This window comes from Streptomyces sp. NPDC058335, from assembly GCF_042723915.1.
GTDB lineage: Bacteria > Actinomycetota > Actinomycetes > Streptomycetales > Streptomycetaceae > Streptomyces.
This window is the reverse complement of sequence record NZ_JBHXHX010000015.1, coordinates 237,203-250,128: the sequence shown is the minus strand read 5'-3', so window position 1 is coordinate 250,128 and position 12,926 is coordinate 237,203. Positions and strand designations below refer to the sequence as shown.

Below are 12,926 nucleotides of genomic sequence, written 5' to 3'. Positions count from 1 at the left end.
GGACTGGGCGGCGGTGCTCGGTGTGACGGGGCGCAAGGCACGGGCCGGTGGGCTGCCGACGTATGCCTTCCAACGCGAGCGCTACTGGCTGGAGAACAAGAGCGGCGGCGGTGCCGGAGTGCGCCAGAGCGGACTGGTGCCCGCGGAGCATCCTCTGCTGCACGCCGTCGTCACCGTCCCGGACACCGACACCGTGATCCTCACCGGCAGGCTGGCACTGTCCACCCAGCCCTGGCTCGCCGACCACACCGTGGCGGGCGTCCCCGTCCTCCCGGGTGCGGCACTCGTCGAACTCGCGTTGCGCGCCGGTGACGAGGTGGGCTGCGGTGTGCTCGACGAACTCGTCATCGAGGCGCCGACGGTGCTGCCCACGGAGGGTGCCCTGCTGGTAAGGGTCGTCGTCGACCCTCCTGACCCACAGGGCCGGAGGGCGGTCACCGTGCACTCGCTGCCCGAGGCCGCGGAGCCGGACGCCGGCTGGATCCGGCACGCCGAGGGGGTGCTGCTCGACGCTCCGTCCGAAGTGCCGGGAACCGGCCTGGCCGTGTGGCCGCCGCAGGGAGCCGAGCCGTTCTCACTCGATGTCCTGACAGGTGCCCTGCGGGACACGGGCGTCGGTCACGGCCCCGCGTTCAGCGGGCTGAGCAGGGTGTGGACACGGGGCGACGAGGTCTTCGCCGAGGTGGTCCTTCCGGCACCGCTCACCGAGGACGCCCGGTCCTTCGGCCTGCACCCCGCCCTGCTGGACGCGGCCCTCCAGGCGAGCACCCTGTGCAGCCCCGCCGCGGCGGACGCCGGACCCGTGCTGCCCTTCGCCTGGAACGGCCTGCGCCTGCACGCGACGGGCGCCACCGCGCTGCGGATACGCGCTGTGCCCAGCGGACCCGACGGCGTGTCGCTGACCGTGGCCGACGCGGCGGGCGAACCGGTCGCGACCCTGGACTCACTCGTGTCCCGCGCGATACGGACGGACCGACTCCATGACGGCACGCACGCGTTGCGGGACTCTCTCTTCCGGATCGAGTGGACCCCCGCCACCCTCGCCGACGCTCCGTCCGACATCGAGGTGCTCGACCTGACCGAATCGGCCGAGGGGGAGATGCCCGCCCGTACCCGCGAACTCACCGCCCTGGCCCTCGACCGGGTGCGGGGCCGTCTCGACACCCGGGGCACGGACACCTCCCGTCTGGTCGTGCTCACCCGGGGGGCGGTCGCCGGTCAGAGCGCCGACCCGGCCGCGGCGGCCGTCTGGGGGCTGCTGCGGTCCGCGCAGTCCGAACACCCGGACCGGGTCGTCCTGGTGGACGTCGACGAGAAGCGGCCCTCGCTCGCGGCCCTGGCCCGCGCCGCCGCGTCCGGCGAGCCGCAACTCGCCTTCCGCGAGGGGCGAGCGAGTGTCCCGCGGCTGGTCCGGGCCGGCCTCGCAGCCACCGCCGTACCGTCCGCGCGGTCCCTCGACCCCGACGGAACCGTGCTGATCACCGGTGGCACCGGCGCGCTGGGCGCACTCGTCGCCCGGCACCTGGTGACCGAACACGGCGTACGGCATCTGCTGCTGGCCGGCCGACGAGGGCCGGCGGCGCCGGGCGCCACCGAACTGGAAGCGGAGCTGGCCGCGCTCGGGGCGAGCTCGACCGTCCGCGCCTGTGACGTCGCCGACCGGGACGCGCTGACGGCCCTGCTGGCCTCGGTCCCGGAACGACACCCCCTCACCGCTGTCGTGCACCTCGCGGGAGTGCTCGACGACGCCACGTTCACCGCGCTCACGCCGGACCGCCTCGACAAGGTCCTCGCGGCCAAGGCGGACGCGGCATGGTGGCTGCACGAACTCACCGAGCCGCTCGACCTCGCGGCGTTCGTCCTCTTCTCCTCCCTCGCCGGCACCCTGGGCGCGGCCGGCCAGGGCAACTACGCCGCCGCCAACGTCTTCCTGGACGAACTGGCCCGGCTCCGACAGGATCGGGGGCTGCCCGCGGTATCCCTGGCCTGGGGGCTGTGGGAGCACGACGGCGGCATGACCGGGCACCTGGGTGAGAGGGACCAGGACCGGATGTCCCGCGACGGGCTGCGCGGCCTGGCCACGGCCGACGCGCTGCGACTCTTCGACGCGGCACTGCGCCACGACGCAGCCCATCTGGTCCCCGCCGCGCTCGACCTCGCCGCGCTGCGCCGTCGCGCCGACGCCCAGCCGCCCGCCCTGCTGCGCGGTCTGGTACGCCCGGCGCGGCGCGCGGCGCGGACCACGGACGACAGCGGGCCGGCCCTCACCGAGCGGCTGCGCACGCTGCCGGAGGCCGAGCGGCACAGTGAACTCCTGGACCTGGTGCGGGCGGAGGCGGCAGGCGCGCTCGGGCATACGAGCGCCGACGCCATCCATCCCGAGAAGGCCTTCAAGGACCTGGGTTTCGACTCACTGGCCGCGGTCGAGCTGCGCAACCGGCTCGCGGCGGCGACCGGCGTCCGACTGCCCTCCACCACGGTCTTCGACCACCCCCGGCCCAGCGCGCTCGCCGACCACCTGGCCGCGGAGCTGCTGCCGGTGAGCGACGGCGCACCCGACGGGAACACGCGCGGGCTCGACGAGGCCCAGGAGGACCGCGTGCGGCGGCTGCTCTCCTCCGTCCCGCTGAGCAGGCTCCGCGAAGCCGGGCTGCTGGACTCCCTGCTGAACCTCGCCGACGGCCCGGACACACCCGGGACCGGCACCGGGGACGGGCCGGGGACCGGCGCCCGGGACAGGGCCGACGAGACCGACCTGATCGCCGGCATGAGCGTGGACGACCTCGTGGCGCGCGCCCTCGCCACCCCCGCCGAGTGATCCGGCCCCCCACCCGGCCGCCGTCCGGCCCCCACACCTCGGAGGAGAAGCACCATGACCACGGCCAGTGACCAGCTCGTCGAGGCGCTCCGCGCCGCGCTGCTGAAGAACGAACGGCTGCAACAGGAGAACGCCCGGCTCACCGCCGCTGCGGACGATCCGGTGGTGATCGTGGGGATGGCGTGTCGGTTACCGGGTGGGGTGGAGTCTCCGGAGGATCTGTGGCGTCTGGTGTCGGACGGTGTGGATGCGGTGTCGGGGTTTCCGGTGGACCGGGGGTGGGATGCCGATCTGTTCGATCCGGATCCCGATCGTGCGGGCAGGTCGTATGTGCGTGAGGGGGGTTTCCTGGAAGGTGCGGGGGACTTCGATGCGGGGTTCTTCGGTATTTCGCCGCGTGAGGCGTTGGCGATGGATCCGCAGCAGCGGTTGTTGCTGGAGACCTCGTGGGAGGTGTTCGAGCGGGCGGGTATCGATCCCGCCACGCTGAAGGGACAGGACGTCGGCGTCTACACCGGCGTGATGTACCACGACTACGCGGCCCGGCTGCTGCACGTCCCCCAGGACCTCGAAGGCTTCCTCGGCACCGGCAACTCGGGCAGCGTCGCCTCCGGCCGCATCTCGTACACCCTGGGTCTGGAAGGACCGGCCGTCACCCTGGACACGGCCTGCTCCTCGTCCCTCCTCGCCCTGCACCTCGCGGCGCAGGCACTTCGCGAGGGCGACTGCTCCATGGCGGTCGCCGGCGGTGTCGCCGTCATGGCCCACCCGACCTCCTTCGTGGAGTTCTCGCGGCAGCGGGGCCTGGCGCCGGACGGCCGCTGCAAAGCCTATGCGGGGGCCGCCGACGGCACCGGCTGGTCCGAAGGCGTCGGCCTGCTGCTTCTGGAGCGGCTGTCGGACGCGCGGCGGCTGGGGCACGAGGTGCTGGCCGTGGTACGCGGCAGCGCGGTCAACCAGGACGGCGCGTCCAACGGCCTGACCGCACCGAACGGCCCCTCGCAGCAGCGGGTCATCCGGCGCGCGCTGGCCGCCGCCGGGCTGGCCGCGTCCGAGGTGGACGCCGTCGAGGGCCATGGCACGGGCACACCGCTGGGTGACCCGATCGAGGCACAGGCCCTTCTGGCGACGTACGGGAAGGAGCGTGTGGGCGAGCCGCTGTGGCTGGGCTCGCTGAAGTCGAACATCGGTCACACCCAGGCCGCCGCGGGCGTCGCCGGCGTCATCAAGATGGTCATGGCGATGCGCCACGGCGTGCTGCCGCGGACGCTGCACGTCGACCTCCCCTCGTCCGAGGTGGACTGGTCCTCCGGCGCCGTCGAACTGCTCGTCGAGGAGCGCGCCTGGCCGGCCGTACGGCGACCCCGGCGCGCCGCCGTCTCCTCCTTCGGCGTCAGCGGCACCAACGCCCACGTGATTCTCGAACAGCCCGCGGAACCCGCCGGCGAGGACGCTCCCGCCGACGCGCCGAGGCGGGCGCCGGCCGGACTGCCCTGGATCCTGTCGGCCCGGTCGGCGCAGGGACTGCGCGGTCAGGCCGCCCGGCTGGCCGCCCTCCTCGCCCGCCCGCAGGGCCCCGACACCCAGGACGCCGTCGACCTCGCCTACTCGCTGGCCACCACCCGGACGCGCTTCGACCACCGGGCGGTGCTCCTCGCCGCCGACCGGGCCGCCGCACTCGACGCCGCGAGGGCACTCACCGACGGCGGCCGGACCCGGCCGGACGTCCTGACCGGGAGGGTCGCCGACGGCGGCCTGGCGTTCCTCTTCACCGGCCAGGGGGCTCAGCACCGCGGCATGGGACGCCGGCTGGCCGAGGTGTTCCCCGTGTTCGCCGCGGCCTTCGACGAGGTCTGCGACACCTTCGACGAACTGCGGCCGGGTTCCCTGAAGAACCTCGTTCTCCACGACCCGGACGGGGCCCTGCACCGTACGGAGTTCACCCAGCCCGCCCTGTTCGCGTTCGAGGTCGCGCTGTACCGGCTGGTCGAGTCGCTGGGCGTCCGCCCGCAGTTCGTCGTCGGCCACTCCATCGGAGAGCTGGCGGCGGCCCATGTGGCGGGCGTCTTCTCCCTGGCCGACGGCTGCCGGCTCGTCGAGGCGCGCGGTCGTCTCATGGGCTCGCTGTCCGAGGTGGGCGCCATGGTCGCGGTTCGTGCCTCCGAGGAAGAGGTGCGCGCCGTTGTCACCGACGTCGACGGGGTGGACGTGGCGGCCGTCAACGGACCGGCGTCCGTGGTGATCTCCGGTCCTGGTGAGCGGATCGACGAGGCGACCGGGAAGCTCGGCGAACGCGGGTACAAGACGAAACGGCTGCGGGTCTCGACCGCGTCGCACTCCCCGCTGGTGGAACCCGTGCTCGCCGCGTTCCGCGAGACGGCCCGCACGGTCTCCTACCGCGAGCCCACCCTCACGGTGGTCTCGAACGTCACCGGTGAGGTCGCGGGGCCGGGTGTGCTCACCGACCCGGAGTACTGGGTCCGGCACATCCGCCGCCCGGTCCGATTCGCCGACGGCGTGCGCACCCTCCGAGCCGCCGGGACCAGCCGCTTCCTGGAGATCGGCCCCGCCGCCGTGCTGAGCGGTCTCGGCCCGGACTGTGTGGAACCCACGGACGAGGGAGTGATCTTCGTGCCCGCGCTGCGCGCCGGGGCGGCCGACGAGCCGCACGACCTGCTCAGCGCCCTGTCCCGGCTGCACCTGCACGGGGTCGAGGTCGACTGGGAGAGCTGGTTCGCCGACACCGGCGCCCGCCGTACCCCGCTGCCCACCTACGCCTTCCAGCGCCGCCGCTACTGGCTGGAGTCCGCCGGCCGGACGCAGTCGAGCGCACCGCCGCCACAGATGTCCGAGCACGAGCAACACCAGGAAACGGAGACAGACGTGTCCCTGAAGGAACGGCTTACCGGTCTCTCCGGCGAGGAGCAGCACAAGGTACTGCTGGAGCTGGTGAGCGACGAGGCGGCGGCGGCCCTCGGACTGCCGCCGGGCGAGAGCGTCGAGAAGGACTCCGCGTTCTTCGAGATCGGCTTCAACTCCCTGACCGCCGTCGAACTGCGCAACCGCCTCAACGAGTTCAGCGGGCTCCAGCTGACGCCGATGCTGCTGTTCGACTACCCCACCCCGGACTACGTCGCCGAGCACATCCTCGAGCTTTTGTTCGCGGAAGCCGCCTGACGGCGTCCCGACGGTCCACCGTTCCGCTCCCTTCTCTGCCGGTCTCCCCGCAAAGGCGGTATCACTCATGTTCGACGTCGGCGCCTATCTCGCGCACCTCCAATACGAGGGCCCCGTGCCCGCACCGACCCTGGAGACGCTGCGCGACCTCCACAAGAGGCATCTGATGCACGTGCCGTTCGACAACGCACTCAACTCCGCGGAGGACCGTGGCCTGGCCGTCTGGCAGGAGGTGGACATCGACGTCGACGAGACCTTCGACAGCGTCATCACCGGGCGGCGCGGCGGAGTCTGCTACGAACTGAACGGCCTCTTCCGCAGGCTGCTGACCGACCTCGGCTTCGAGGTCGGCATCCTCGCCGGCGCGGTCATCCAGGTGGACGGGCAGTTCGGTCCCGAACTGGAGCACATCTTCAACCTCGTCGAACTCGACGGCGACCGCTGGCTCGTCGATGTCGGCCTGGCCGGCCCCTCCTACCTGGAGCCGCTGCGCCTGACGGACGACGAGGTCCAGGAGCAGTACGGCGTCGGCTACCGGCTCGTCCCCCAGGACGACGGCGAGGACACCGCCGCCGACGGCACCGACGACAACCGCTACCGCGTCCTCCAGCGCAGGAGCAGGGGTGAGGAGTGGCGCAACGTGTACCGCTTCAAGCCGCAGCTGCGGAAGATCGAGGACTGGACCGACCCGGCCTACGAACTGGTCGAATTCCCCGCCGAGTTGCTGGCCGTCGGCACCCTCATCCGCAGCCGCGCCTTCGACAACGGCCAGATGGTCCTGATCGGCAAGCGGTACGTCCGGGTCGTCGACGGCGTCGAAGAGGTGAAGGTCCTCGTCGACCGCGACCTGTACAAGGCGACGACCGACGCCATCCTGGCCCCGTCCGCATCCGCCTGACCAGCGAGGGGAGACACGACGATGCCAACCTCTGAGCGCCCGGAAGCCGTCCGGGGCGGCGACGCCGACGTCCTGATCGTCGGCTACGGACCGGTGGGCCAGGTGCTCGCCAACCTGCTGGCCCAGCGCGGCAGGACGGTGACCGTGCTGGAGCGCTGGCCGCAGCCGTACACCATGCCGCGCGCGGTCTCCTTCGACGGGGAGTCCGCCCGGGTCCTGGCCGCCGCCGGACTGGGCGACTTCATCGGTGACGTCGGCGAGTCGTCCCGCGACTACACCTGGCGCAACGCGGCAGGGGAGGTGCTCCTGCACATCGACGTGGCCGAACGCGGCCGCTGCGGCTGGCCGGACTCGATCTCGATGTACCAGCCCGGTCTGGAGGCGGCGCTCGCCGCGCACGGCGCGACCCTGCCGACGCTGACGGTGAAGCGCGGCTGGACCGCCACCGAGCTGATCGAGGACGACGGCCACGTCACGGTCGTCGCCCAGGAGACCGGCGGGCAGACCGGCGGGGAGAGCGGCGTCGAGGAACGCGTCTTCACCGCCCGGTGGGTGGTCGGCTGCGACGGCGCCAACAGCTTCGTCCGCGACCGCGTGGGCACCTCGGCGACCGACTACGGGTTCTCCAGCGACTGGCTGATCTGCGACGTCGCACCGAACGAGGCCCGCGAGTTCCGCCCCAACAACCTCCAGGTGTGCGATCCGGAACGGCCCAGCACCTCGGTGTCGGCCGGCCCCGGCCACCGCCGCTGGGAGTTCATGCGGGTGCCGGGTGAGAGCATCGAGGAACTCGACCGCCCGGACACCGCCTGGCGGTTGCTGGACACCTTCGGCATCCGGCCGGACAACGCCGTCCTGGAGCGGCACGCCGTCTACACCTTCCAGGCGCGCTACGCCGACGAATGGCGCTCCGGACGGATGCTGCTGGCCGGGGACGCGGTGCACCTCATGCCGCCGTTCGCCGGGCAGGGCATGTGCTCCGGGTTCCGGGACGCGGCGAACCTGGCCTGGAAGCTCGACCTGGTACTCGAGGGCCGGGCCGACGAGCGGCTGCTCGACACGTACACCGACGAGCGCCGCACCCATGTGCAGCACGCCATCGGCATGTCGGTGAACCTCGGGCGGATCATCTGTCAGACCGACCCGGCCGCGGCGGCCGACCGGGACGTCGTGATGCTCGCGGCCAAGCGGCGCGCACCGGCACCGGGCGACCAGCAGTCGCCGCTGCAACCGCTGACCCGCGGCTTCCTGCACCTGGACGAGCGGCGCCGGCCCGTCGCCCCGGCCGGCCTGCCGGTGCCGCAGGGCCGGGTCACACACGGCGGTCGCGAGGGACTCTTCGACGACGTCGTCGGGCGGGGCTGGTTCCTGCTCGCCGACGGTGACCCGCACGCCCTGGTGGACGACGCGTGCCGGGCGTTCCTCGACGGGATCGGTGCGCGGCTGCTGCGGATCGTCCCCCGCTCCACCCCGGCCACGGCGGACGCGGCGTACGCGGCGGACACGGTCGTCGACAACGACGACGTCTATCTGCCGTTCCTCACCGCGTCCCGCACTCCGGCCGTCCTGGTGCGCCCGGACTTCTATGTCTACGGCGCCGTCCGCGATCCGGCGGGCGGCGCGGTCCTCGTCGAGGGGCTGCGGCGCCTGATGCCGGGGTCTGTCCTCTCGTCCGCCCCGGCCGCCTCCTCCCTCTCACCTCTCTCGCCGTGACCGGCCCCGTCCGCGGCGACGAAGGAGCAGACCGCATGTCCCGGAACGTCTCCCGGGCCCCGCGCCCGCCCTGGCCCGCGTTCGCCGTCCTGTGCAGCGTGCAGCTCATGATCCTGCTGGACGGCAGCATCGTGAACGTGGCGCTGCGCTCCATCCAGGACGACCTCGGCTTCTCCCAGTCGGGCCTGGCCTGGGTCGTCAACGCCTACACCGTCGCGTTCGGCGGGCTGCTGCTGCTCTCCGGACGGCTCGGGGACCTCGTGGGCCGGCGCACGGTGTTCCTCACCGGTCTCGGCCTGTTCACCGCGGCGTCCCTGGTCTGCGGACTGGCCGGTTCACGGGGCACGCTGATCGGCGCCCGGCTGGCCCAGGGGGTCGGGGCCGCGCTCGCCTCGGGGGTCGTCCTCGGCATGATCGTCGGTCTCTTCCGGGAGCCCCGGGACCGTACCAGGGCACTCGCGGTGTTCAGCTTCATCGCCGCCGCGGGTTCCTCGCTCGGCCTCGTGGCGGGCGGACTCATCACCGAGGCCGTCAACTGGCACTGGGTCTTCTACGTGAACCTGCCGGTCGGCGTTGTCGCCCTGGCACTCGCCCTGCGCTGGGTGGAGGCCGACCGGGGGGCGGGACTGCGGCAGGGCGCGGACGCGCTGGGTGCGCTCCTGATCACCGGCGGCATGATGCTGGGCATCTACACCGTGGTGGAAGGGGGGCACCTCGGGTGGGCGGCGACGCGCATCTGGGGCGGCGGGGCCTTGTCACTGCTGCTGATCGCGGCCTTCCTGCTGCGCCAGCTTCGGGCGGCCACACCGCTGGTGCCCCTGAAGATCTTCCGGTCGGCCACCGTCTCCGGGGCCAATCTCGTGCAGTTCCTGCTGATCGCCGGGCTGTCCGGCTTCCAGTTCCTCGGCGCGCTGTACCTGCAACGCGTGCTGGGGTTCGGGGCTGCCGGGGCGGGCCTCGCCTTCCTGCCGCTGGACGCGGTGATGGCGGTCTGCTCGCTCGGCTTCGCGGGGCGCCTCCAGGCGCGCTTCGGACCCCACCGGGTCCTGGCGGCGGGGCTGCTGGTGACCACGGCCGGACTCCTTCTCGCCGCACGGTTCCCGGCGGACGGCGCATATCTGGTCGACGTCGCGCCGGTGATGGCGCTGCTGGGCGCGGGAGCCGGGTTGGCGGCGCCCGCGGTGATCGCCCTGGCCATGTCGGAGGCGGCGCCGTACGAGGTCGGCCTGGCCTCGGGGCTGGTCGGCACGGCGGCGATGTCGGGCGGGGCGCTCGGACTGGCCGCCCTGGCGACGCTCGCCACGCACCGGACGGACGGCCTCGACGGCCGGCCCGTCGCCGAGGCGCTCGCCGGGGGATACCGTCTGGCGTTCGGCGTCGGCGCGGCCGTGGTGGCGGTCGGTGCCGTGGTGGCGTTCCGGATGCCCCGCACGCGGTCCGCAGAGGCGGTGGCGGAGGTCACGACACCGCCCTCCCAGGCGGCGCGCGACCCCGTCTGACCAGCGGAGGGAGGGCTAGGCGACGGCGAACGCGGTTCGGTCAAGTGTAGATAGTGTCAAAACAAACCATCTACAGAATTTCGTAACCGCTTATCATGGCATGCATGGCCGCCGAACCGATGTCATCCGACACAGACCTCATGTTCCTGCTTTCCTGGTGCAGCCACGCTCTCGCGACCGAGCACACCGCGGCCCTGGCGGGCCTCGGCATCACGCCACGTTCGTACTGCGTGCTCTACAAGGCCATGGAAGGTGAGTTGACGCAGAGTCAGCTCGCCGAGGCCGGAGGGCTCGACAAGTCGACGATGGTCCTGACGATGGACGAACTCGAGAAGAAGGAACTGGCCGAGCGAAAGGCGTCGACCCGTGACCGGCGGGCCCGGATCATCTCGGTGACCGAGAAGGGCAAGCAGGTGGTCGCCGAGGCGACCGCCATAGTCACCAAGGTCAACGACGAGATCCTCGGCACTCTCCCGTTCGAACTGCGTCAACCGCTCGTCAGCGCGCTCACTCAGCTCGTGGAGGGACGCCTCGCGTCCCTGCCCGACTGCGAACGGCCACCGCGCCGGCGCGCTACGCGAAGCAGATAGTCTCCAAGTAGAAGATATATAACTGACCTATCTGCTAGTGTTGCACCCGAGTCCACACCTCGGGAGGCCCAGTCATGTCAGCGATCGAGCAAGAAGCCAGCAGGCGAAGGTGGTTAGCGTTCACCGTGCTGTGTTCGGTGCAGTTGATGATCCTCATCGACACCAGCATCGTCAGCGTGGCCCTGCGTACCATCCAGGAGGACCTCAAGTTCTCGCAGTCCAGCCTCGCCTGGACCACCAACGCCTACACGATCGCGTTCGGCGGCCTGCTGCTCCTCTCCGGCCGCCTCGGCGACCTGATGGGCCGTAAGCGCATGTTCCTGGCGGGCGTGGGTCTCTTCACCGCGGCCTCCTTCCTCTGCGGTGTGTCCCAGACCCAGGGACTGCTCATCACCGGACGCCTGCTCCAGGGCATCGGCGCGGCGATGGCGGCGGCCGTGGTCATGGGCATCGTCATCACGCTCTTCCGGGATCCCGCCGAGATCGCCAAGGCGATCGGCGCGTTCAGTTTCGTGGCCGCCGCCGGCGGCTCCATCGGCGTCCTGGCCGGCGGTGTCCTCACCGAGAGCATCAGCTGGCACTGGATCTTCTTCATCAACGTCCCGATCGGCATCGCCGCCGCCGTCTTCGCGATCCCCCTGATCGACGACGACCGCGGGCCCGGCCTCCGCGAAGGAGCGGACTGGCTGGGGGCGGGCCTGGTCACCGGCGGGCTCATGCTCGGCGTCTACACCATGGTCAAGGTCCCTGAGCACGGCTGGAGTTCGGCCCACACACTGGGCTTCGGCGTCCTGTCGGTCGCCCTGCTGGTGGCCTTCGTGCTGCGTCAGGCCGCCACCGTCAACCCCCTGATGCCGCTGCGCATCTTCAGGTCACGCAATCTCTCCGGCGCCAACCTCGTCCAACTCCTGCTCACCGCGGGTATGTTCGGGTTCAACTTCCTCAGCGCGCTCTACCTCCAGCAGGTGCTCGGCTACGGCCCGCTGAAGGCCAGCTTCGCCTCGCTCCCGGTCGCCGTGGCGCTCGCCGTGGTCTCCCTGGTCTTCTCACCCAAGCTGAACCTCCGCTTCGGCTCGCGCAACGTCCTGCTCGTCGGCCTCCTGCTCATCGCGGGCGCTCTGGCACTCGCCGGCCGCGCCCCCGTCGAGGCCGACTTCTGGATCGACGTCCTGCCCATGATGGTGCTGCTCGGCGCCGGTGCCGGTCTGTCCATGCCCGCCGTCATGACCCTCGCCATGTCGGGCGCCACGCCCCAGGACGCGGGCCTGGTCTCCGGGCTCGCGGGCACCACCGGCATGGTGGGCGGCTCGCTGGGCCTCGCCGTCTGGACGGCGCTCTCCGCCGGCCGTACCAAGGACCTGCTGGCCGACGGCCGGCCCCCGCTCGAAGCGCTCAACGGCGGCTTCCACTTCGTCTTCTACCTGTCGGCCGGCGTGGTCCTGCTCTCCGCGGTCGTCGCCTTCCTGATGCTGCGCACCCCCGTCGTCCCGGACGGGCCGCCGCCCGCGCCCGCCACCGCCGACGAGGCGCCGGCCAGCGCGAACTGATCCCGCGCCACCGCACCTCCTTTCTTCCTTCCCTTCCTCCCTCCTCCTCTCCATGCCTCCCGCCGACCATGGGTCAGGCATGCCCTCGAAAGGTTCGAACATGACCAAAGTCGCGATCGTCATCGGTTCCACCCGCCCCGGACGCAACGGCGAGGCCGTGGCCCGCTGGGTCCACGAACTCGCCGCCAAGCGGGGCGACGCCGAGTTCGAACTCGTCGACCTCAAGGACTTCGACCTGCCGCACCTCGACGAGATGATGCCGGCCGCCATGGGGCAGTACAGCCAGCCGCACACCCGGGCCTGGGCGGAGAAGGTCGCGGCCTTCGACGCTTTCGTCTTCGTCACCCCCGAGTACAACCACTCCACCACCGGCGCCCTCAAGAACGCCATCGACTTCCTGCACGCCGAGTGGCACAACAAGGCCGCCGGGTTCGTCAGTTACGGCAGCAACGGCGGCGTGCGCGCGGTGGAGCACCTGCGTCTCGTCCTGGGCGAACTCCAGGTGGCCGACGTCCAGGCCCAGGTGGCGCTCTCCGTGTTCACCGACTTCGAGCACTTCAGCGTCTTCAAGCCCGGCGACCACCACGAGGCCACGCTGAACACGATGCTCGGCCAGGTCGTCGCCTGGGGCGAGGCACTCGCACCGCTCCGGAAGTAGCGCCCCTCCCCTTTCCGCCCCGACGA

Annotated in this window: 7 protein-coding genes and 1 pseudogene; all 8 read left to right on the top strand. The window is 71.8% G+C overall.

Annotation, left to right across the window (positions count from 1 at the left end; genetic code table 11):
- Nucleotides 1-2,818 (top strand): type I polyketide synthase (locus ACFWJX_RS28260; protein ID WP_383248624.1); only part of this gene is annotated, 2,818 nt, incomplete at its 5' end.
- Between the two features lie 75 nt (nucleotides 2,819-2,893).
- A pseudogene (locus ACFWJX_RS28255) lies at nucleotides 2,894-5,995 on the top strand (beta-ketoacyl synthase N-terminal-like domain-containing protein); the annotation flags it as partial.
- Between the two features lie 67 nt (nucleotides 5,996-6,062).
- Complete coding sequence (locus ACFWJX_RS28250; RefSeq protein WP_383248622.1) at nucleotides 6,063-6,893, top strand: arylamine N-acetyltransferase; 831 nt, start codon at nucleotides 6,063-6,065, stop codon at nucleotides 6,891-6,893.
- 21 nt (nucleotides 6,894-6,914) lie between these two features.
- Nucleotides 6,915-8,606, top strand: a complete 1,692-nt coding sequence (locus tag ACFWJX_RS28245) for a bifunctional 3-(3-hydroxy-phenyl)propionate/3-hydroxycinnamic acid hydroxylase (RefSeq protein ID WP_383248620.1) — start codon at nucleotides 6,915-6,917, stop codon at nucleotides 8,604-8,606.
- A 35-nt stretch (nucleotides 8,607-8,641) separates the two neighbouring features.
- A complete protein-coding gene (locus ACFWJX_RS28240) occupies nucleotides 8,642-10,105 on the top strand; it encodes an MFS transporter (RefSeq protein WP_383248618.1) in 1,464 nt (487 codons plus the stop codon).
- 104 nt (nucleotides 10,106-10,209) lie between these two features.
- Complete coding sequence (locus ACFWJX_RS28235) at nucleotides 10,210-10,695, top strand: MarR family winged helix-turn-helix transcriptional regulator (protein ID WP_383248616.1); 486 nt, start codon at nucleotides 10,210-10,212, stop codon at nucleotides 10,693-10,695.
- Between the two features lie 74 nt (nucleotides 10,696-10,769).
- Nucleotides 10,770-12,242 carry an MFS transporter gene (locus tag ACFWJX_RS28230; protein WP_383248614.1) on the top strand — a complete coding sequence of 491 codons (1,473 nt, stop codon included), beginning with the start codon at nucleotides 10,770-10,772 and terminating at the stop codon, nucleotides 12,240-12,242.
- A 100-nt stretch (nucleotides 12,243-12,342) separates the two neighbouring features.
- Nucleotides 12,343-12,900, top strand: a complete 558-nt coding sequence (locus tag ACFWJX_RS28225) for an NADPH-dependent FMN reductase (RefSeq protein ID WP_383248612.1) — start codon at nucleotides 12,343-12,345, stop codon at nucleotides 12,898-12,900.
- Nucleotides 12,901-12,926: the final 26 nt, after the last annotated feature.

What these genes read in the sequence shown, in the direction of transcription:
- ACFWJX_RS28245 (WP_383248620.1), top strand. Translation starts at nt 6,915, where the DNA reads ATGCCAACCTCTGAGCGCCCGGAAGCCGTCCGGGGCGGCGACGCCGAC.
- ACFWJX_RS28225 (WP_383248612.1), top strand. Translation starts at nt 12,343, where the DNA reads ATGACCAAAGTCGCGATCGTCATCGGTTCCACCCGCCCCGGACGCAAC.
- ACFWJX_RS28240 (WP_383248618.1), top strand. Translation starts at nt 8,642, where the DNA reads ATGTCCCGGAACGTCTCCCGGGCCCCGCGCCCGCCCTGGCCCGCGTTC.
- ACFWJX_RS28230 (WP_383248614.1), top strand. Translation starts at nt 10,770, where the DNA reads ATGTCAGCGATCGAGCAAGAAGCCAGCAGGCGAAGGTGGTTAGCGTTC.
- ACFWJX_RS28250 (WP_383248622.1), top strand. Translation starts at nt 6,063, where the DNA reads ATGTTCGACGTCGGCGCCTATCTCGCGCACCTCCAATACGAGGGCCCC.
- ACFWJX_RS28235 (WP_383248616.1), top strand. Translation starts at nt 10,210, where the DNA reads ATGGCCGCCGAACCGATGTCATCCGACACAGACCTCATGTTCCTGCTT.